Genomic DNA, 18,963 nt, shown 5'->3' on the forward strand with positions numbered 1-18,963 from the left:
TAGTTATCCCCTGTATCAGAAGACGCGGAAATGAGAATTATCCTCACCTGATAATCATTCTTTTTTTCATTTATTTTTATTTTTCTTCACAATCAGCAGGCTGCCGTCATGCAGCTCGGTGACTTCAACCGGTAACAGCAGCGGCAGAGCCGTGAAAAAAGCATCTGTTTCAGAAAGGGTGACCCGGCCGGAGACGGTCAGATCCGCCGCATTGGCGGCAAGTGACACCGGGCGGTTGCTGTAAGGTGCGAGGCGGGCAACAACATCATGCAGCGGGGTATTTGTGAGGGTGATTTGTCCGTTACGCCATTCCCCGGCCTGTTCCGGCGGAATATGACTGAGCAGCAGGGCGTGCCCCGGTGCCGGACTGACGGCATTATCCCCGGCACGGAGATAAACCGGTTTTTTATCTGCGGCATCCCGCAGGGCGACAATCCCGTTCGCCACAGAGACGGCCACTTCTGTCCCCCGGCGGCTGACATCAAATTCTGTCCCGACAACCGTTATCTCCCTGCCGTCCGCCTGAATGACAAACGGCCGCCACGGATTGGATTTCACCTGAAAAAAAGCGTTGCCGCGCACCAGCGTAATACGGCGTTGTGTCTGCTCATAGGCAATATCCGCTTCGCTGTCACGGTTGAGAAAAATACGGCTGCCGTCCGGCAGGATCATGGATTTACTCTCTGAGGCAGTGGCGAGAGTCAGGTTATCCATCAGCAAAGCAGGTAACTGGCTGTAGGGTAAAAACAGCATCACCAGGATAAACAGCCCGGCGAGGGTATGGCGCAGCGGGCGCAATACCGAAAACGGCCGGTCAGGTGCCGGGGCTGTGACGTCAGGACGCGGCAGGGCCGACATATCACCCCACAGTTGCGCCATCTCATCAAATGCCCGGCGGTTTTCCGGAGATTCCGCCAGCCATGACTGCAAGTCACGCTGCTGCTGCGCCGTCATACTCTGGCTGTGCCAGCGTGTAAACCACAGTGCGGCGGCTTCTTCCCGTTCATCCTGTTCACGCCGGTCAGTCATTCCCCGTCCTTCTGTTCTTCGGTATTCATGGCGCGTTTACATTGCAGCAGGGCACGGGCGATATGTTTCTCCACCATACTGACAGTGATATCCATCCGCTCGGCAATGTCACTTTGTGAAAGTCCGTCAAACCGGTAAAGCACAAAAGCTTCCCGCTGACGGGGCGGCAGTTCATTCAGCACCTGATACAGCCTGTCCAGCCGCTGGCGGTGTTCGAGCTGAACCTGAGGATCGGCTTCCTCCTGTGCCACTTCCGCGGTCAGCGAGTCATCCCACTCACTGACACGGTCACGCCCCTTCCGCTGGTTGTAGCGCCAGTGGTCGGTCAGCACATTATTGGCGATCTTAAACAGGAACGCGCGGGTTTCCTGCACAGACGTATCGTTGCCGCCTTTCAGCCAGCGGGCAAACACATCCTGCGATAGATCCCGTGCATCCTGACTGTTGCCCAGCCGCTTATGGAAGAAGCGGACAAGCTGATGGTAGGTTGAGTGATAAGCCCCGGCGATAAGCCTGCTTACCGATTTTTCAGTTGTCATTTTTCTGGTGTGTATCGAAGTCATCGTAATTGAAGGAGTCATTACGCATTGCTTAGAAAAAGCTAAAAAATCTCATTGTTGTTATTTGAATTATTATTTAATAATAAAAAGCAATATCATTTGCGTTATCATTATGCCTGTAATTTTACAAATTGAAATACGTGAATAACGATTAAAAAAGAGAGTTGAGTGATGTTGAATGTGGCTGCGGCCTGTTATCAGAACAGGCGCTATTCAGTCGGCGGTACGGTTGCCAGTGTGGGCGCACACGTACTGTTGCTGGCATTGTTCCTGGGCTGGCTGACGTTTTCTGCGGAAGAACCGAAAGGCATGCTGCCGCCGGCATTTGTGCTGATGCCGGGAGTTTATCAGCTGGAAAGTGCACCACCGGAAAAAGCGGAAGGGGTAAGGCAGGTGATGTCACAACCGGCACCACAGCCGCTGGCGGAACCGGAGCGGGAATCTGCGGTGGATAAACTGGCGGTATCTGATCAGGGCACTTGGACAAAAAAAGCGGAGAAACCAAAGAAAAAAGCAGAGAAAAAGCCGTTAACGGAGATTAAAATGCCGGAAACGGACAATCCGTCACCGGTACTTGCCGAGAGCACATCCGCACCGCGTCAGGGCGACAGCTCTGCCAGCCGTGCTGATTTCACCAGTCATGCGCCGCAGCCGGTCAGCGGCAGTACCGGCTGGGAAAGCACAGTACATTCGCATCTGGCGAAATATAAACGCTATCCGCGGGCACTGCTGCGCTATAAATCCACCGGTGTTTCTCATGTGAGAGTAACGCTGAATATGCAGGGAAATGTTGTCTCTGCCGAACTGGTTAATTCATCGGGCACAAAGCTGCTGGATAAAGAAGCGCTTGCCACAGTACAACGGGCATCACCTTTCCCGCTGCCGCCACAGGAGCGCAGCAAAAACGGCCATATTGAGATAGTCACTCCCATCGGTTTTTACCTGTAACCAGCAGACAATTCCCGAAATACCATTTTTATTACCAGGAATTGTCTGTATTTCCCCCTTTTTTGTTTCCTTGTTTATTTTTTCCCTGCTTAACATTTCGGTTTTTCTATAGGTTTTCTTAATTTATTTAAATGAGTTTCAGTCACTCATATCGCAACAAGCACAGTAAAGCCGGTTCCGGCACGGATAAAATTCTGTTATTACCCGCCACAATAAAAGTACCATTATGAAAATAGTTAATTTAATTAATAAATATTACTAACGGATATCCGGCGGTGATTATCAAAAAGAGTGTGTTACACTGCTAAAAAACAGCGGGCGATGATAGTGTTTACTGTGGCAGAGCGCCGGTAAACGGATAATATAATGCCTTGGCAAATAATCATTTTTAGTCTGTTTAAGGGTAGATTGTTACAAAATATTTCATCCGTGAATTATCAGGAAAATATGTAATAATGTTATTATTCAGCAGCAGGATTGAATAAAAGAATTTAATATATAAGAAATCCGATTTTTATCACTATTCATTAGTATGCATCATTTTCGGACGTGACTTTAGTGATATAAACTCTGTTTTCTTTGATAGATTAATTTTTTATAGGTGATTTTGCGTAATACCAGATTAACTCAAAATTAAACATCGTAAATTTTAGTTAGGTAAGGGTAAGTGATGACTAAAAAGTCTGTTTTTGCAAGAACACTCGTCTCTTTGCTATTAGGTACAGCTATTAGTGCTTCAGCGCTGGCTGCGGCAGAAAATACCGGTCATACATTACGGCTGGCTATCGGCGCAGAACCGACAGAGGGATTTGACCCGATGCTCGGCTGGAGCCACGGCAGTTACTTATTACTGCACAGCCCGCTGCTCAAACAAAAGGCCGATCTTTCCTGGCACAGCTATATGCTGGACAGTTACGACCACAATGCCGACGGCAAAGAGTGGACGCTGAAACTGAAAAAAGATCTGAAATTCTCGGACGGCTCCCCGCTGACCGCCAAAGACGTTGCTTTCACCTATAACAATGCCGCTGCCGGCGGCGGTAAAATCGACATGGGGAATTTTGCCAAAGCGGAGGTCATTGACCCGCTGACAGTGAAAATGACCCTGTCCGAACCGCAAAGTACCTTTATTAACGTACTCGGCTCTCTCGGGATTGTGTCCGCCGATAAATATGATGCCAGAGAGTATGCCCAAAAACCGGTGGGTGCCGGGCCGTACCGCCTGGTGGCTTTCCAGCCGGGCCAGCAGCTGATTGTTGAGGCGAACCCGTATTACGCCGGACCAAAAAATGACTTTAACAAGCTGGTGTTTGTCTTCCTGGATGAAGATGCCGCTTTTGCTGCCGCACAAAGCCGTCAGCTTGAAGTTGTCCGTATTCCGCCGGTGATCGCTGCGACTGCCGGTGATGTCAAAGGGATGAAACTGGTAGAGCGTGCCAGCGTGGAAAACCGCGGTATTGTCTTCCCGATTCCGAAAGCCGGTGAAAAAGATGCACAGGGTAACCCGATCGGTAACGATATCACCTCCGATGTGGCTGTCCGTAAAGCCATCAACTACGCAATTGACCGTAAATTACTGTCTGAGCAGGTGATGGAAGGGTATGCCGTACCAGCCTTTACCGGTGTTCACGGACTGCCGTGGAACAATCCGGAAGCCGCTTTTAAAGATGGTGATGCGGAAAAAGCCAAAAAGATCCTGGAAGAGGCAGGCTGGAAACTGAATAAAGACGGACTGCGCGAGAAAGACGGCAAAGTCGCCAAACTGACGCTGTGGTACACCAGCGGGGATACCACCCGCCGTGACCTGGCACAGGCTATCCGCGCATTCCTGAAACCAATCGGTATTGAACTGGATTTACAGTCCGGCAGCTGGGAAACCGTCGAACGCCATATGCACGCCAACCCGACTCTGTTCGGCTGGGGCAGTCTTGACCCGATGGAGTTAGTCCATCATTACAGCAGCAAAGCGGCAGGTGTGGAGTTCTACAACCCGGGCTATTACAAAAATCCGCAGGTGGATGCCATTCTTGAGAAAGCAGTGAGTGCGCCGGATCAGGAAGCGGCCATTCCGGTCTGGCAGCAGGTGGACTGGAACGGTAAAACCGGCACGGGGATTAAAGGGGATGCCGCCTGGGCGTGGCTGCTGAATGTGCAGCATACCTATGTGGTCAGTGATTGTGTGGACCTGGGCAAAGGCGCACCGGAGATCCACGGATCATGGTCACTGCTCAACAGTGTGGATGACTGGGCCTGGACCTGTAAATAATGCGCAGTGCCCTGTTCCTTTTCGTGCGGTTTTTTTGTCTGCTGACGGTCACGGCGGCGGGAGTGTTTATCCTCCTGAGTTATTCGCCGGTTGACCCGATCAGAGCCTATATCGGAAATGATCTGCTGCATGTACCGCCGGAGCAGTATCCGGCGATCGCCGCCCGCTGGGGACTGGATCAGCCGCTGTGGCAGCGGTTCTGGATCTGGTTCTCGCAGATGCTGCGCGGTGATCTCGGCTACTCCATGCTGTATAACGCGCCGGTTTCAGAAGTGATTTCGGCGCGGCTCGGGCCGTCACTGGCATTGCTTATCAGCGCCTGGTTTTTCTCGGGAATTACCGGGCTGCTGCTGGGGCTGGTGGCAGGGCGGTATCTGAACCGCTGGCCGGACAAAATAATTTCGGCGCTGTCGTATCTGCTGGCCTCGATACCGACATTCTGGATAGGGCTGCTGTTGCTGTCACTGTTTGCGGTCACCCTGAACTGGGCACCGATCTGCTGTGCTTGGCCGATGGGTGAGGATGCGGATACTGCCACGTTCGGTGAGAAAATTCATCACCTGATCCTGCCGGTGCTGGCACTGGGATTACTCGGTGTCGGTAACATTGCCCTGCATACGCGGGCAAAAGTGGCAGAAGTGATGGGAACAGAGTTTATCCGTTATGCCAGAGCGCAGGGGGATAAAGGCTGGCCGATGATTAATTTTCATGTACTGCGTCACGCCATTACCCCGGCACTCTGTTTACAGTTTGCCTCGGTGGGGGAACTGCTGAGCGGTTCACTGCTGGCGGAGAAAGTGTTTGCCTATCCCGGCCTGGGACAGGCGACGATAGACGCGGGGCTGCGGGGGGATATCCCGCTGCTGATGGGTATTGTGATGTTTTGCGCGATCCTGATTTTTATCGGTAACAGCACGGCGGATATTTTACTGCGCCGCGTGAATCAGGGAGTGATCCGCGAGTCATGACATATAACCCGAACCGCGCTCTGTTAAAACTGACGGGCACATTACTGATGCTGATCCTGCTGGGCGTATATGCCATCTGGATCACACACACAGATATTGATATGGATTTCCTGGCGCGGCGGCAGGCACCTTCTGTCGCGCACTGGTTCGGTACTGACAGCCTGGGGCGTGATCTGTGGGATCGCACCTTTCAGGGCATGGCAACCAGTCTGCAAATCGGACTGATTTCCGCCCTGACCAGCGGGCTGGTGGCACTGACCATGGCCGGGTTATCCACCATTAACAAAGGGACGGATTATCTGGTGCGCGGGGTGATTGATACGCTGCTGGCACTGCCGCACCTGCTGCTGCTGATTTTAATCTGTTTCACCCTGGGCGGCGGAAAATCCGGCGTGATCTGGGCGATAGCCCTGACACACTGGCCGAAACTGACGCTGATCCTGCGCTCGGAAATTCTGCGGGTACGGGAAACGGATTATGTGATGCTGGCACAGCGCATAGGAAATTCACGGTTGTATTGCTGGCGTCATCATTATCTGCCAATGTTATTACCGCAGTGGATTGTCGGCACACTGCTGATGTTCCCGCATTCGGTACTGCACAGTGCGGCGCTCAGTTTTCTGGGCTTCGGGCTTGCGCCGCATGAGGCATCTCTGGGGATACTGCTGTCAGATGCGCTGCGTTACCTCAGTACCGGCGCCTGGTGGCTGGCATTTTTCCCGGGACTGGTGCTGGTCGGACTGGTGTTACTGTTTGATCAGTTTGCGAAAGCCTTACAACAGCTCTGGCTGAGGATCGCATAATGCTGAAATTTGACCGGCTTGCCATTGATGTCGCGCAGTTCGGCTGGCTGCGGAAAAAGCGCTGGCAGCCTCTGCTGACGGATATTTCCCTGGCGGTTCAGCCCGGTGAACTGGTGGCACTGGTCGGCAGCAGCGGAGAAGGCAAAAGCCTGCTGCTGCAAAGTGCGCTGGGCCTGCTGCCGGACAACATGCGCTGCCGCGGTGCTATCTCGCTCGCGGGGGAAACGCTGACGGAAGAGAGTAAACAGCTGCATCGCGGCAATACCCTGTGTTATGTGCCGCAGGGGGTCAGTGCGCTCAATCCGCTGGTGCGGGTGGGGCAGCAGCTGGAACGCGCAGCCACACTCAGCGGAATGCATGTGAAAATGCATGATGTGGCGCGTCAGCTGCAACGTTATAACCTCCGGCCGGAACTGACGGCCGCCTTTCCGAACCGGCTCTCCGGCGGAATGGCAAAACGGGTGCTGACCTGCGGGGCGACCCTGACCGGGGCGCAGTATATCCTGGCGGATGAAATTACATCCTGGCTGGATGATGAACATGCCGCACAATTACTCGCGCACCTGAAAGTGTTATGTGCGGACGGGCGTGGTGTGTTGTGGGTCACGCATGACCTGGCGATGGCGGCCCGTTTTGCTGACCGGATAGCGGTGCTGCGCCACGGGGTTTTACAGGAAACACTGACATCACAGGCATTGCTGAGCGGAGAAGGCAGTCCGTGGCTGCAGTCACTGTGGGATGCACTGCCGGAGCATCGTTTTTTGTCCGGGCAGAATAAACTCAGATGATAATCTGCTTTATTTCGTCCTTATCTGAGTATTTATTATTTATTTACTGAAAATCAGTATGGTGATTGATTTTATATTTAAACACAGTAGCAGATATTAATTCATCTATATGCGGTAACGGAAACACAGCATAGTCATCAAAGGATCTGAACATCGTTTTCTTATTCAGGAGAACAGCGGTGAATGATTTATTTTTTTATGGCTGATTAGCCACTTACATTTTTTCACGCTTTGTATTTCCGGGTGTGCGTCTGCGCATGTCCGGTGGCCGGTGGCGTATTGTGCATGCTGTTCAGCAGATGCGTCACTGAAATAAAAACTGAAATCACGGTGATCCGGAAACCATCATAATCCGGGTTGCTGTCTGATGACTCTGTTTTCATCCAATTGTGGAGGCGTTATGCAATTAACCCCGAGAGAAGTTGAAAAGCTGATGATATACACCCTGGCGGATGTCGCGCAGCGACGCCGTGACAGAGGGGTAAAACTGAACTACCCGGAAGCGGTCGCGATTATCACGGTGACAGCGCTGGAAGGCGCCCGTGACGGCAAAACAGTGGAAGATGTGATGAAAGAAGCCGCTACTGTGCTGACCAAAGCCGACGTGATGGAAGGGGTGGATGATTTAATCCCGAATGTGCAGGTTGAGGCTATTTTCACAGACGGCAGCCGTCTGGTGACGGTTCATAACCCAATCAAATAAACGTACAGCAAAAAGGTGAGGTTCTGATTATGAGTAATACAAAACAACCCACGCCGTTAGGCGGAGTCATTTTTGCGGATACCCCGATTGAATTTAATACCGGTAAGCCGGAAACCAAAATTAAAGTCCGTAATACCGGGGATCGTCCGATTCAGATCGGTTCGCATTTCCACTTCTTTGAAGTGAACCATGCCCTGGAATTTGACCGTGAAGCGGCTTACGGCAAACGTCTGAATATTTCATCCACCACCGCAATCCGTTTTGAGCCGGGTGATGAAACGGAAGTTTCTCTTATTCCTTACGGCGGCAAACAGACAGTGTACGGGTTTAATAACCTGGTGGACGGCTGGGCCGGTAATAATGTCGCCATCAGCGAACGTCCGGCAAAAGCGATTGCCCTGAATGAGGCGATTGCCCGCGGTTTCAGTCATAAAGCAGAAGCGAAGAAGTAATTCTCCGTCCTGATACGATTTTCCGGCAGAGATGCTCAGGCATCCTGAACGAAATAAGGAACACGTTATGCCACAGATTTCCAGACAAGAATATTGCGGCCTGTTCGGGCCGACCACCGGAGATAAAATCCGTCTCGGTGATACTGATCTTTATATCGAAATTGAAAAAGACTTACGCGGTTACGGCGAAGAATCTGTTTACGGCGGCGGGAAATCCCTCCGTGACGGGATGGGTGCGAACAACACGCTGACCAGCGATAACGGTGTGCTCGACCTGGTTATCACCAACGTTACGATTCTGGACGCCAAATTAGGTGTCATCAAAGCGGACGTGGGTGTGAAGGACGGCAAAATCGTCGGTATCGGTAAGAGCGGTAACCCGAACCTGCAGGATGGTATTACCCCGGGAATGGTTGCCGGTGTATCGACTGATGCTATCTCCGGTGAGCATCTGATCCTGACAGCGGCGGGTATTGATACCCACATCCACCTGATTTCACCACAGCAGGCTTATGCGGCGCTGTCTAACGGTGTCACCACCTTCTTCGGCGGTGGTATCGGGCCGACAGACGGCACCAACGGTACAACAGTTACTGCCGGTCCGTGGAATATCCGCGCGATGCTGCGTTCACTGGAAGGTTTACCGGTTAACGTCGGTATGCTCGGGAAAGGTAACTCTTTTGCCCGCGATCCGCTGGTTGAACAGATCATTGCCGGTGTTGCCGGTCTGAAAGTACACGAAGACTGGGGTGCAACCTCCAACGCCATCCGTCATGCCCTGCGTGTGGCAGATGATTATGATATTCAGGTTGCGGTACACACCGACAGTCTGAACGAAGGCGGCTATGTGGAAGATACTATCGAAGCCTTTGAAGGCCGCACTATCCACACATACCACACCGAAGGTGCGGGCGGTGGTCATGCGCCGGATATCATCAAAGTGGTCAGCCAGCCGAACGTACTGCCGAGCTCCACCAACCCGACCCTGCCGTACGGTATCAACAGCCAGGCAGAACTGTTCGACATGATCATGGTATGTCACAACCTGAACCCGAATGTCCCGGCTGACGTTTCCTTCGCGGAAAGCCGCGTGCGTCCGGAAACCATCGCAGCGGAAAACGTGCTGCATGATATGGGTGCTATCTCCATGTTCTCCAGTGACTCCCAGGCGATGGGACGTGTCGGTGAGAACTGGCTGCGAGTGATCCAGACCGCTAACGCGATGAAAGCGGCACGCGGCAAACTGCCGGAAGATGCGGCGGGTAACGATAACTTCCGTGTTCTGCGTTATGTGGCAAAAATCACCATCAACCCGGCGATTGCCCAGGGGATCAGCCATGTGCTCGGCTCAGTCGAAGTCGGCAAAATGGCGGACCTGGTCCTGTGGGATCCGCGTTTCTTCGGTGCGAAACCAAAACTGGTTATCAAAGGCGGCATGATCAACTGGGCAGCGATGGGTGATCCTAACGCCTCCCTGCCGACACCGCAGCCGGTCTTCTATCGTCCGATGTTTGGTGCGATGGGTAAAACCCTCCAGGATACCTGTGTGACCTTCGTTTCTCAGGCTGCACTGGAAGACGGTGTGAAAGAGAAAGCCGGTCTGGAGCGTCAGGTTGTTGCTGTTCAGGGCATGCGCACCACCACCAAACGTGACCTGGTCCGTAACGGCGAAACGCCGGATATCGAAGTGGACCCGGAAACCTTCGCGGTGAAAGTCAACGGAGAACACGCGACCTGCCAGCCAATCTCGGTGGCGGCGATGAACCAGCGTTATTTCTTTGGTTAACAGAATCCGGGGCTGAACGTCCCGGATTAACAGACTTCCCCGGCGGGCGCAGTCAGCCTGCCGGGCATAACAAAAAGGTAATTCCATGATCCTCATTGAGCACATTCTCGGCAACGTCAGAAAAGAGCAGGCGTGGGCTGATAAAGCGAACGATATGACGGTGGATATGCTGATCCTCGATCAGCGGGAAGCCCAGAAAAGCCGCTGCCGCAAACATACCCAAAACGGGCTGGATATCGGGATCGCGCTGGATCGCAACGTGCTGTTGTCTGACGGAGATGTGATCCATACCGATGACGCCACCAATACGATGGTTGTCGTCCAGATCGATCTGCGTGATGTCATGGTTGTTGATCTTAAACGTCTTCAGGGCAGCACGCCGGAAGAGCAGATCCGCATCAGTTTTGAACTGGGCCATGCGCTCGGTAACCAGCACTGGAAAGCAGTGATCAAAGAAAACAAGGTGTATGTCCCGCTGACCGTCAGTGAAAAAGTGATGGAATCGGTGATGCGCACCCACGGTTTCGGCAACGATACGTTTGCCTTCGTCAAAGGCGAAACTATTCTGCCGATCCTGACCAACTCAGAATCCCGTCTGCTGTTCGGCGGCGCGGAAGAAACCGATACTCATGTGCATGTGGCACATAACCACGGGCACTCACATTCACACGGCCACGATCACGGACACAGCCATGATCATGACCACAGTCACGACCACGGCCATGATCATCACCATGATCACGACCATGACCACAAACACTGACAGACCGGAACGGGAGAACGTGTGATGAAAGCGGCTGATCTTATCCGGATCATGCAGTTTGGTGATTCGGCACTTCCCGTCGGCGCCTTTACTTTCTCAAACGGTGTGGAATCGGCGATTCAGACGGGCGTGGTACATGATGCAGAAACCCTGAAAGGGTTTGTCCGCACTGCGCTGAAACAGGCGGCCAGTGGTGACGGTATTGCCGTTGTCGCGGCACACCGCGCTGTACTGGCGGGTGACAATGATGCCATCCTGCGGGTCGATCGGGCGGTGAATAACCGCAAACTGAATGAAGAAGCCCGTCTGATGGCAACGCGGATGGGGAAAAAGCTGGCGGAGATTTCCGTCCATATTTTTGACGATCCGCTCGTGGCCTGGTGGCTGGCGCAGATTAAAAGCGGGGATACCCCCGGCACACAGCCTGTGACTCAGGCCATTGTGATGGCGGTACAGGGTATCGGCGAGCGCGAAGTGGTGGTCATGCATCAGTACGGGATCGCGATGACGATCCTCAGCGCCGCCATGCGCCTGATGCGGATTACGCACTTTGAAACACAGCACATTTTATTTGAGCTGAACAACGACATTGAAACCTTCTGCGATATTGCAGCCTGCGGCGACATTGAACAGATGTCTTCCTATGTGCCGGTGATCGATGTTCTTGCGGCAGTTCATACCAAATCTTTTGTCCGCCTGTTTATGAACTGACAGGCGGCTGACTTATTTCCGGGAGTATATTGATGAAAAAAATGACACGGATCGGCATCGGCGGCCCTGTTGGCTCAGGTAAAACGGCGATTATTGAGGTGATCACTCCGATCCTGATTGAACGCGGGATCAAACCGTTAATCATCACCAATGACATCGTGACCACCGAAGATGCGAAACAGGTCAAACGTACCCTGAAAGGTATCCTCGACGAAGAGAAAATCCTCGGCGTTGAAACCGGTGCCTGTCCGCACACCGCGGTACGCGAAGATCCGAGTATGAACATTGCCGCTGTGGAAGATATGGAAGAGCGCTTCCCGGACAGTGACGTCATCATGATCGAAAGCGGCGGCGACAACCTGACACTGACCTTCAGCCCGGCACTCGCTGACTTCTACATCTATGTTATCGATGTGGCGGAAGGGGAAAAAATTCCGCGTAAAAACGGACCGGGCCTGGTACAGGCGGATATCCTGGTGATCAACAAAATCGACCTGGCGCCGTACGTCGGCGCGAGCCTGGAAGTTATGGAAAGTGACACCAAAGTGGTGCGCGGTAACCGTCCGTATGTCATGACCAACTGCAAAACCGGCGAAGGTGTGATTGAGCTGGTGGATATGATCATGGATAAATTCCTGTTCACCCATCAGGCGGGAGCGAAAGCATGACACAACTGAGGGCTGAGATTGCGGGGACGCCGACACGTCTCCGGGCTCATCTCTTAGGGGAAAAGGCGCCGGAAATGGCGCCTTACCAGGATGAGCCAAAACAGATGCAAAGTGGTGCCATCGGGAAAAGCGGCTATCTGAAACTGCGGTTTGCCAAACGGGAATACCGCAGTGAAATGGTGGAAATGGAGCGCCGTGTGCCCTCTCTGGTGCAGCGCGCGCTGTACTGGGATGAAATGATGCCGCAAATGCCGTGTGTCACCATGATTTCCACCTCCGGCTGCCTGTTACAGGGCGACCGCCAGGCGCTGGATCTGATTGTGGAAGAAGGGGCGTGTGCCCATGTCACCACACAGTCTGCCACCAAAATCCACATGATGGAGGCGAACTACGCCACGCAGTACCAGAACGTGGTGGTGGAAGCGGGCGGTTATCTGGAGTTTATGCCGGACCCGATTATTCCGCACCGTAATGCTCGGTTTTTAACGGATACACAGATAACGATTGATCCGACGGCCACGATGATCTATTCCGAGATCCTGATGTCAGGACGGAAATATCACCATCCGGACGAACAATTCGGATTTGATATTTTCTCATCAAAGATCAGGGCGGAAGACAGTGAGGGGAAAGAATTATTTGTTGAAAAATACATTCTGGAACCGAAAAAAGAAGCCTTGAATGTCGTCGGCGTGATGGGAGGCTTTGATGTCTTCGGTAATGTGATTTTACTGACACCGAAAGAGCATCATGCCCGTATTCTGGAACGCCTGGAAGCCCGTTATGACACGGATGAAGAGGTTGCATTCGGCGCAACGCAGTTGCCGAACGAGTGCGGCCTGGTCTTCAAAGTGCTGGGAATCGACAGCCCGAAAACCAAAGAAGCTGTTCGTTATTTCTGGCAAATCGCCCGGGAAGAGATCCTCGGCATCACATTGCAGAAACCGTTCCTGTGGCGCTGATGCGCCGCAGGATGATACCGGTAGTTACTCAGGGGACTGATTATTATCAGCATAATCAGTCCCTTTGTCTGGTTCACCTTCAAGGGAAAGACAATGGCAACTTCAACAGTCAGTCAGAACGGCTGGAATAAACTGGCCGGATCCAATCCTGTCATACATTTTATTGATATCACACTGCGCGGCTGCGCACAGGTGATGTTTCAGAACAACCCGCTGACCGGGCTGTTCTTCTTCGCGGCTATTTTTATTGGTGCGTACAGTGAAGGCATTCCGGCTGTCGGCTGGGGCTGTCTGCTCGGTACGGTCGTATCCACGCTGACCGCGTACGTCAGCAAAATGGATGTCACCTCACTGCGCGCCGGACTGTACGGCTATAACGGCTGTCTGGTCGGTGTTGCACTGCCGACTTTCCTGGAAAATTCAGCGTTTATGTGGGCGGCTATTGTGCTCGGCAGTATCGTGGCAGTGATCGCCACCATCTCACTGACCGATTTTCTGAAAAACTGGAAGGTGGCAGCACTGACCGCGCCTTTCGTGCTGGTGACCTGGACTATCCTGCTGGCCAGCTACAGTTTCTTCGGTATCAAGGGTGTCAGCCTGCCGGGACCGGCACTGCCGGATCAGTATGTGGCGCCGATCGCCGGTATCCCGTATTCCGATCTGATCCCGGATATATTCCGCGGTGTATCCGAAGTCTTCCTGCTGAGCAGCATCACTGTCGGAATACTGTTTGTGATCGGTCTGGCGGTCAGCTCTGTATGGGCGGCGATCTTTGCGGTGCTCGGTTCACTGCTGGCCTTTGGTGTGGCGTCATTCCTGAAAGCCGATTTCGGCAGCGTCCATACGGGGCTTTACTCATTCAGCGCCGTGTTAACCGCGATTGCGCTGGGCTCCACATTTAACAAACCGAGCTTTAAAGTGCTGGTGTATACCGTTGTGGGTGTGATTTTCACGGTGTTTGTCCAGGGCGCACTGGATGTGGTGGTATCGCCGTTCGGCATTCCGACACTGACCATGCCGTTCGTTCTGGCCTCCTGGCTGTTCCTGGTGCCGAATCAGGACATCATGCCGGAACACCGTCAGTAAAAGGGGAGAGATATGCAGAGTAATCTACTGAAGACAGGATTACATAAATTACTGAGTCTGCGGGTGATCCTGTCGGTGCTGCTGTTTATTGACGGGGTGATGATCCTGTCGCCGGTTCTGTTTTCCTATACCGGAGACATTGCCTGGCAGGACGGCGGCTTCACCGCGTGGTTACAGTCGCTCGGGTTTATAAAATTACTGGATATTCCCCGCTTTATGCTGGGGCTGCTGCTGGCGCTGCTGGCGCTGCTGATGATGACAGGTGCACGTATTGCCTGGCTGTTCTCCCTGTTTATCCTGCTCACGATGGTACTGATGGATCTGGGGCTGGCACATGAATACACACTTCAGGGGCTGTTCTCACTGGCGCTGCTGATTGCCTGCGGCTGTCTGTGGCGGCAGTTCCCGCATCACAGCCTGACCAGTGCCGGCGTGGTGGCGGTCAGCAGTATTATCCTGCTGGTGGTGTATTCCGTTTTCGGCACCCTGTATCTCGGCAATGAGTTCCAGCCGCATGTTACTGACATCTCAGCAGCGTTCTATTTTGCCCTGGTCTGTATGACCACCGTCGGCTTCGGGGATATCATCCCGATCAGCGTGGAAGCGCGGATGTTTACCCTGACAGTGGTGGTGTTTGGTATCACTATTTTCACCACATCTATTGTGTACATTGTGGGTGTCGTTCTGCGCGGCACACGCGAGATTGTCAAAAAGAGGTTGCTGCACATGAAAGAGCATTATGTTGTTATCGGCGCGAATCCGCTGGCGGTCAATATCTATAAGGGCCTGAAAAAACGCGGTTTGCAGGTGGTCGTGATCTGTTCTGATGACGAAAAAACGCATTTCCCTGATGGTACGGTGGCCGTTGCCGGTGACAGCGCGGATGCGGTGACCCTGAATGAAGCGAATGTGAAAGACGCCCGCTGTGTGATGGCCATCAGTGATAATGACGCGGATAACACCTTTGCCCTGCTGGCGGTAAAACAGCTGGCCGGTGAGGGCGTGAAAACCGTGACGGTGGTGAATCAGGAAGAGAACCGCGACAAAATGCGCCTGCTGCATGCGGATATGACCTTCTCCCTGTCACAACTCGGCAGTGAAGTGCTGATGAAAATGCTGTGCGGCGAGAACATCAATAACAGCGTCATGGCTGACATCTTATTAGCCAAAGCGCCATAAGCAGGGCCGGTTGTGAAGCATAAAGAAAAAAAAATAAATCTGAGCCACGGGATCACCCGGGCTCAGTCATTCTTTTATTCCCGGTTTAAACAGCTGCACGGCATCCGCATTGCACTGGCATTTACACTGACGTTTATGGTGTTCCGGGAATTACACAGCGATAAGCTCGATTACATTATCATGACACTTATCTCTATCCTGATGCCGATGCCGTACTGGGGAAATGTGCTGATCCGTTCAATGCAGCGCACGCTCGGCACCGTTATCGGCTCACTGATAGGGATGCTGTTGCTGTACACGGAAACCCACTCTTTTCCGCTGATGCTGGCGCTGGCAACGATTGCAATGTTTGTCTGCGGCCTGATTGCGCTGGGCAAAAACATGTATGTCGGGATGCTGATCGGGATGACCATCAGTATCGTTGCCACTGCACCTGTCGGGGATATGGACTCCGCGCTTATCCGTTCGGCGCAGACTGTGGGCGGCTCCATTCTGGCGCTGGTCTTCTCGGCGATTCTGCCGCTGAAAGGGTTTGTGTTCTGGCGGATGAATATCAGTACCATTCTGCGCGATACCGCCAGATTATATGATGAGCACATCATGAAACTGAACAGCACAGACCCGGAGCGATGGGATAATCAGCTGAAAGATACGTTATCGACGTTATTGGCCTGTAATACCTATATTGCACCGTCCGTCAAAGAAACTCATGTCCCGGCAGCCACTTTTACGGCCATTCACGGACGCATCCGGCGGCTGGTGGCGATACTGGAACTGCTGACAGACACCTTCAGTAAAAACTACTTCGCTCACGCGCTGAATACCGAGAATCCTTACATTGTGCAGTTACAGAAAAGTAACAGTGAAATTATGAAACTGCTCTCTGATATTTTTGTGCAGGGAAAAGATGATGACACGATGGAGAAGCTTCAGGCACTGCGTGCCAGCACACATGAGCTGCATCAGAAGATCAATGCACAGCCGGAAAGTAATTCGGCGGATGCCATGATGGTCGGGATGAGTGTGGAAGTAATCAAGCTGCTGGATGAAGTGTGCGGGCTTGTTCAGATTGACATTTTAAAGAAATGCGCATAAACACAGAAACATTGAAATAAAAATGGCGTAAGGTTTTTCTATGTTAAATGTGATCCTCAGCATTTCCGCAGGATCAGTACTCGGCGGCCTCGGCCGCTGGGTGTTGAGTAATAAATTCAACCCGGTACTGGCGATGATGCCATTGGGGACGTATCTCGCCAATATTATTGCCGGTTATATTATCGGTCTGGCCGTGGCATTTTTCTCCTCGCACCCGACACTCCCGGCGGAATGGCGGCTGTTTATTGTCACCGGGTTCTGCGGTGCGTTATCGACATTCTCGACGTTCTCACTGGAGATTGTGCAGGCCTTTCAGGCCGGACGTATCCACCACGGCATGGCCGAAATCGCCCTGCATGTCATCAGTTCCCTGCTGATGACCTGGCTCGGCCTGCTGACCTGGCAGGTATTGCAGCACCGGTAAAAGAAAGGGGAAATTATTCCCCCTTTTCTTTATCTTCCGTTTTACTTCCCTGCTTCTCATCTTCATTTTTCAGATTAGCGGTCAGCAGATACAGAGATTGTTGCCAGCGGCTCGGGGTCAGTTGCAGCAGATTATTAGCCAGGACAAAACCGATGCCGAGAGCGAGAAGTAACATTACCCGCAGCAGGTTCGTGGTGTTATCCACCTGAGTGGATTCCGTGGCCAGCCGGTGAGTATCAATGGTCAGACGCAGAAAGCCTTTCGGGCCTTTTTTCCCGGGGATAGCGGCGACAATCTGATGGTTAAAGTAACTGCCGGCTTTTTGTCCGTCCAGCGCCAGCCGGTCACGGACAGTAATACTCTCGCCGCTGCCTGCTATCTGCACCCCGTCATCCTGATATACTGTGGCATCGAGAATACGGCTGTTGGTGGTCAGTTGCTCTAAATTTGCCGTAATCTGTTTCTTATTGAGCACTTTCCCGTTATCGTCTATAGCATCGGAAAGGTTAAACGCCACCTGCTGTGCCAGTGAATAGGCCAGTTCATTAAACTGATCCATTGACGACTGCTGGTGTACGCGGCTGAAATAAGACACACCCTGTAACAGACAGACCATCAGGGCGAGACAAATCAGAATAATGGCTGTTTTGTGCAGCCGGAATGTTAACTTCGTTTTGGCCATTGTTTATCCGTTTTTCCGTTGTCGCCACCATATTGCCAGAAGCGGCAATTTTTATCTGCTACCATCATGAATATTATCAGGGATTATAGGAGTATCTGTTGATGTCGACGAGTCTGACCTACTGTTATTTGCCGAATGAAATCCATAAATGGCCGGGTCTTCCTCTTTCCCTGAGCGGTGATGAGGTCATGCCGCTGGATTACCGGGCGGGCGACAGCGGCTGGCTGCTGTACGGGCGCGGGCTGGATAAAGCACGGATCAGCGACTTCCAGCACCGTCTGGGAGCGGCAATTGTGGTGGTCTCGTCATGGCGGATTGATGACTATCAGGTGGTCCGGATTGCGGGCAGCCTGACCGGGCGTATCAAGCGTGTGGCCGATGAATTTCAGATGGATGTGGTGCCGCTGGGAAATATTCCGAAATTGCGCTCTCCGGGATTATTGATGATGGATATGGATTCCACTGCGATCCAAATCGAATGTATCGATGAAATTGCCCGGCTGGCCGGGGTCGGTGATGAAGTTGCGGAAGTGACAGAAAGAGCGATGCAGGGCGAGCTGGATTTCAGCGAAAGCCTCAAAGCGCGTGTCGGCCTGCTGGCCGGGGCGGATGCCGCTATTTTACAGCAGGTACTGGATACACTGCCGCTGATGCCGGGGCTGACCAGCCTGGTACGCAAACTCCAGGCGATGGACTGGCATGTCGCGATTGCCTCCGGCGGATTTACTTTCTACGCCAATCACTTAAAAGATTCCCTGCGCCTGATTGCCGTCTATGCCAATCAGCTGGAAATTAAAGACGGCAAACTGACCGGCAAAGTCAAAGGCCCGGTGGTGGATGCCAAATACAAAGCACAGGCGCTGGTGAAACTGGCGGAATTTCTCAATATTCCGTTAGAACAGACCGTGGCTATCGGTGATGGTGCCAATGACCTGAAAATGCTGAAAAAAGCCGGTCTCGGCATTGCATTCCATGCCAAACCGAAAGTCTATGCACGGGCGAAAGTGGCTATCCGCCACGCCGATCTGATGGGGGTGATGTGCACCCTCAGCGGTGGTCTGAAACACGAAGAACGTTAATTTATCAGTTA

Annotated in this window: 21 protein-coding genes; 17 read left to right on the top strand and 4 right to left on the bottom strand. The window is 52.6% G+C overall.

Features of this window, described 5'->3' with window-relative positions; translation table 11 throughout:
* Positions 1-66: 66 nt before the first annotated feature.
* Together R5268_RS12000 and R5268_RS12005 are read right to left on the bottom strand one after the other, a co-directional pair.
* Positions 67-1,029 carry a FecR family protein gene (locus R5268_RS12000; protein ID WP_317419451.1) on the bottom strand — a complete coding sequence of 321 codons (963 nt, stop codon included), beginning with the start codon at positions 1,027-1,029 and terminating at the stop codon, positions 67-69.
* Positions 1,026-1,568 carry an RNA polymerase sigma factor gene (locus R5268_RS12005; RefSeq protein WP_046894033.1) on the bottom strand — a complete coding sequence of 181 codons (543 nt, stop codon included), beginning with the start codon at positions 1,566-1,568 and terminating at the stop codon, positions 1,026-1,028. The genes R5268_RS12000 and R5268_RS12005 overlap by 4 nt, the downstream gene beginning before the upstream one ends.
* A gap of 192 nt (positions 1,569-1,760) precedes the next feature.
* Here R5268_RS12005 and R5268_RS12010 point away from each other — a divergent pair, with 192 nt between their 5' ends.
* From R5268_RS12010 to R5268_RS12030, 5 genes are all read left to right on the top strand, one after another.
* Positions 1,761-2,537, top strand: a complete 777-nt coding sequence (locus R5268_RS12010; RefSeq protein ID WP_166708902.1) for an energy transducer TonB — start codon at positions 1,761-1,763, stop codon at positions 2,535-2,537.
* A gap of 670 nt (positions 2,538-3,207) precedes the next feature.
* Complete coding sequence (locus tag R5268_RS12015; protein WP_317419450.1) at positions 3,208-4,803, top strand: ABC transporter substrate-binding protein; 1,596 nt, start codon at positions 3,208-3,210, stop codon at positions 4,801-4,803.
* Complete coding sequence (locus R5268_RS12020; RefSeq protein ID WP_112549986.1) at positions 4,803-5,771, top strand: ABC transporter permease; 969 nt, start codon at positions 4,803-4,805, stop codon at positions 5,769-5,771. The genes R5268_RS12015 and R5268_RS12020 overlap by 1 nt, the downstream gene beginning before the upstream one ends.
* Positions 5,768-6,574, top strand: a complete 807-nt coding sequence (locus R5268_RS12025) for an ABC transporter permease (protein ID WP_107680484.1) — start codon at positions 5,768-5,770, stop codon at positions 6,572-6,574. The genes R5268_RS12020 and R5268_RS12025 overlap by 4 nt, the downstream gene beginning before the upstream one ends.
* Positions 6,574-7,362, top strand: coding sequence for an ATP-binding cassette domain-containing protein (locus tag R5268_RS12030; RefSeq protein ID WP_317419449.1), 789 nt, complete (start codon positions 6,574-6,576; stop codon positions 7,360-7,362). Before R5268_RS12025 ends, R5268_RS12030 begins: the two co-directional genes overlap by 1 nt.
* 224 nt (positions 7,363-7,586) lie before the next feature.
* Here the strand turns inward: R5268_RS12030 and R5268_RS12035 are convergent, their stop codons facing one another.
* Positions 7,587-7,745 carry a hypothetical protein gene (locus R5268_RS12035; RefSeq protein WP_264997916.1) on the bottom strand — a complete coding sequence of 53 codons (159 nt, stop codon included), beginning with the start codon at positions 7,743-7,745 and terminating at the stop codon, positions 7,587-7,589.
* A 17-nt stretch (positions 7,746-7,762) separates the two neighbouring features.
* Here R5268_RS12035 and R5268_RS12040 point away from each other — a divergent pair, with 17 nt between their 5' ends.
* The 11 genes from R5268_RS12040 to crcB all read left to right on the top strand — a co-directional run bounded on the left by R5268_RS12040 (position 7,763) and on the right by crcB (position 17,191).
* Positions 7,763-8,065, top strand: coding sequence for an urease subunit gamma (locus R5268_RS12040; RefSeq protein WP_025153862.1), 303 nt, complete (start codon positions 7,763-7,765; stop codon positions 8,063-8,065).
* A gap of 29 nt (positions 8,066-8,094) precedes the next feature.
* Positions 8,095-8,517, top strand: a complete 423-nt coding sequence (locus tag R5268_RS12045) for an urease subunit beta (RefSeq protein WP_080948011.1) — start codon at positions 8,095-8,097, stop codon at positions 8,515-8,517.
* 67 nt (positions 8,518-8,584) lie between these two features.
* Positions 8,585-10,303 carry an urease subunit alpha gene (locus R5268_RS12050; protein WP_182106431.1) on the top strand — a complete coding sequence of 573 codons (1,719 nt, stop codon included), beginning with the start codon at positions 8,585-8,587 and terminating at the stop codon, positions 10,301-10,303.
* A gap of 85 nt (positions 10,304-10,388) precedes the next feature.
* Positions 10,389-11,066, top strand: a complete 678-nt coding sequence (gene ureE, locus R5268_RS12055) for an urease accessory protein UreE (RefSeq protein WP_052926008.1) — start codon at positions 10,389-10,391, stop codon at positions 11,064-11,066.
* Between the two features lie 24 nt (positions 11,067-11,090).
* Positions 11,091-11,777 (top strand): urease accessory protein UreF, encoded by a 687-nt coding sequence (locus tag R5268_RS12060; protein ID WP_004237086.1) that lies wholly within the window; start codon positions 11,091-11,093, stop codon positions 11,775-11,777.
* 32 nt (positions 11,778-11,809) lie between these two features.
* Entirely contained in the window at positions 11,810-12,445 is a 636-nt protein-coding gene (gene ureG, locus R5268_RS12065; RefSeq protein ID WP_046894043.1) for an urease accessory protein UreG, read from the top strand.
* Complete coding sequence (locus R5268_RS12070) at positions 12,442-13,407, top strand: urease accessory protein UreD (protein ID WP_052926007.1); 966 nt, start codon at positions 12,442-12,444, stop codon at positions 13,405-13,407. Before ureG ends, R5268_RS12070 begins: the two co-directional genes overlap by 4 nt.
* Before the next feature lie 93 nt (positions 13,408-13,500).
* A complete protein-coding gene (yut, locus tag R5268_RS12075) occupies positions 13,501-14,493 on the top strand; it encodes an urea transporter (RefSeq protein ID WP_046894045.1) in 993 nt (330 codons plus the stop codon).
* A gap of 12 nt (positions 14,494-14,505) precedes the next feature.
* Positions 14,506-15,672: an NAD-binding protein gene (locus tag R5268_RS12080; RefSeq protein ID WP_046894046.1), complete on the top strand. Its 1,167-nt coding sequence runs from the start codon at positions 14,506-14,508 to the stop codon at positions 15,670-15,672.
* 12 nt (positions 15,673-15,684) lie between these two features.
* Entirely contained in the window at positions 15,685-16,767 is a 1,083-nt protein-coding gene (locus R5268_RS12085; RefSeq protein WP_166706940.1) for an FUSC family protein, read from the top strand.
* Positions 16,768-16,807: 40 nt separating this feature from the next.
* Positions 16,808-17,191 carry a fluoride efflux transporter CrcB gene (gene crcB / locus R5268_RS12090; protein ID WP_046894047.1) on the top strand — a complete coding sequence of 128 codons (384 nt, stop codon included), beginning with the start codon at positions 16,808-16,810 and terminating at the stop codon, positions 17,189-17,191.
* 13 nt (positions 17,192-17,204) lie between these two features.
* On the opposite strand, the gene R5268_RS12095 is transcribed toward crcB, so the two are convergent.
* On the bottom strand, positions 17,205-17,873 hold the full coding sequence (locus tag R5268_RS12095; RefSeq protein ID WP_166706941.1) for a YtjB family periplasmic protein: 669 nt from the start codon (positions 17,871-17,873) through the stop codon (positions 17,205-17,207).
* A 101-nt stretch (positions 17,874-17,974) separates the two neighbouring features.
* Here R5268_RS12095 and serB point away from each other — a divergent pair, with 101 nt between their 5' ends.
* Entirely contained in the window at positions 17,975-18,952 is a 978-nt protein-coding gene (gene serB / locus R5268_RS12100; protein WP_004242106.1) for a phosphoserine phosphatase, read from the top strand.
* Positions 18,953-18,963 lie beyond the last annotated feature (11 nt).

Origin of the sequence: Morganella sp. BCCO 40_0007, assembly GCF_032989665.1 — a bacterium.
GTDB classification, from domain to species: domain Bacteria; phylum Pseudomonadota; class Gammaproteobacteria; order Enterobacterales; family Enterobacteriaceae; genus Morganella; species Morganella sibonii.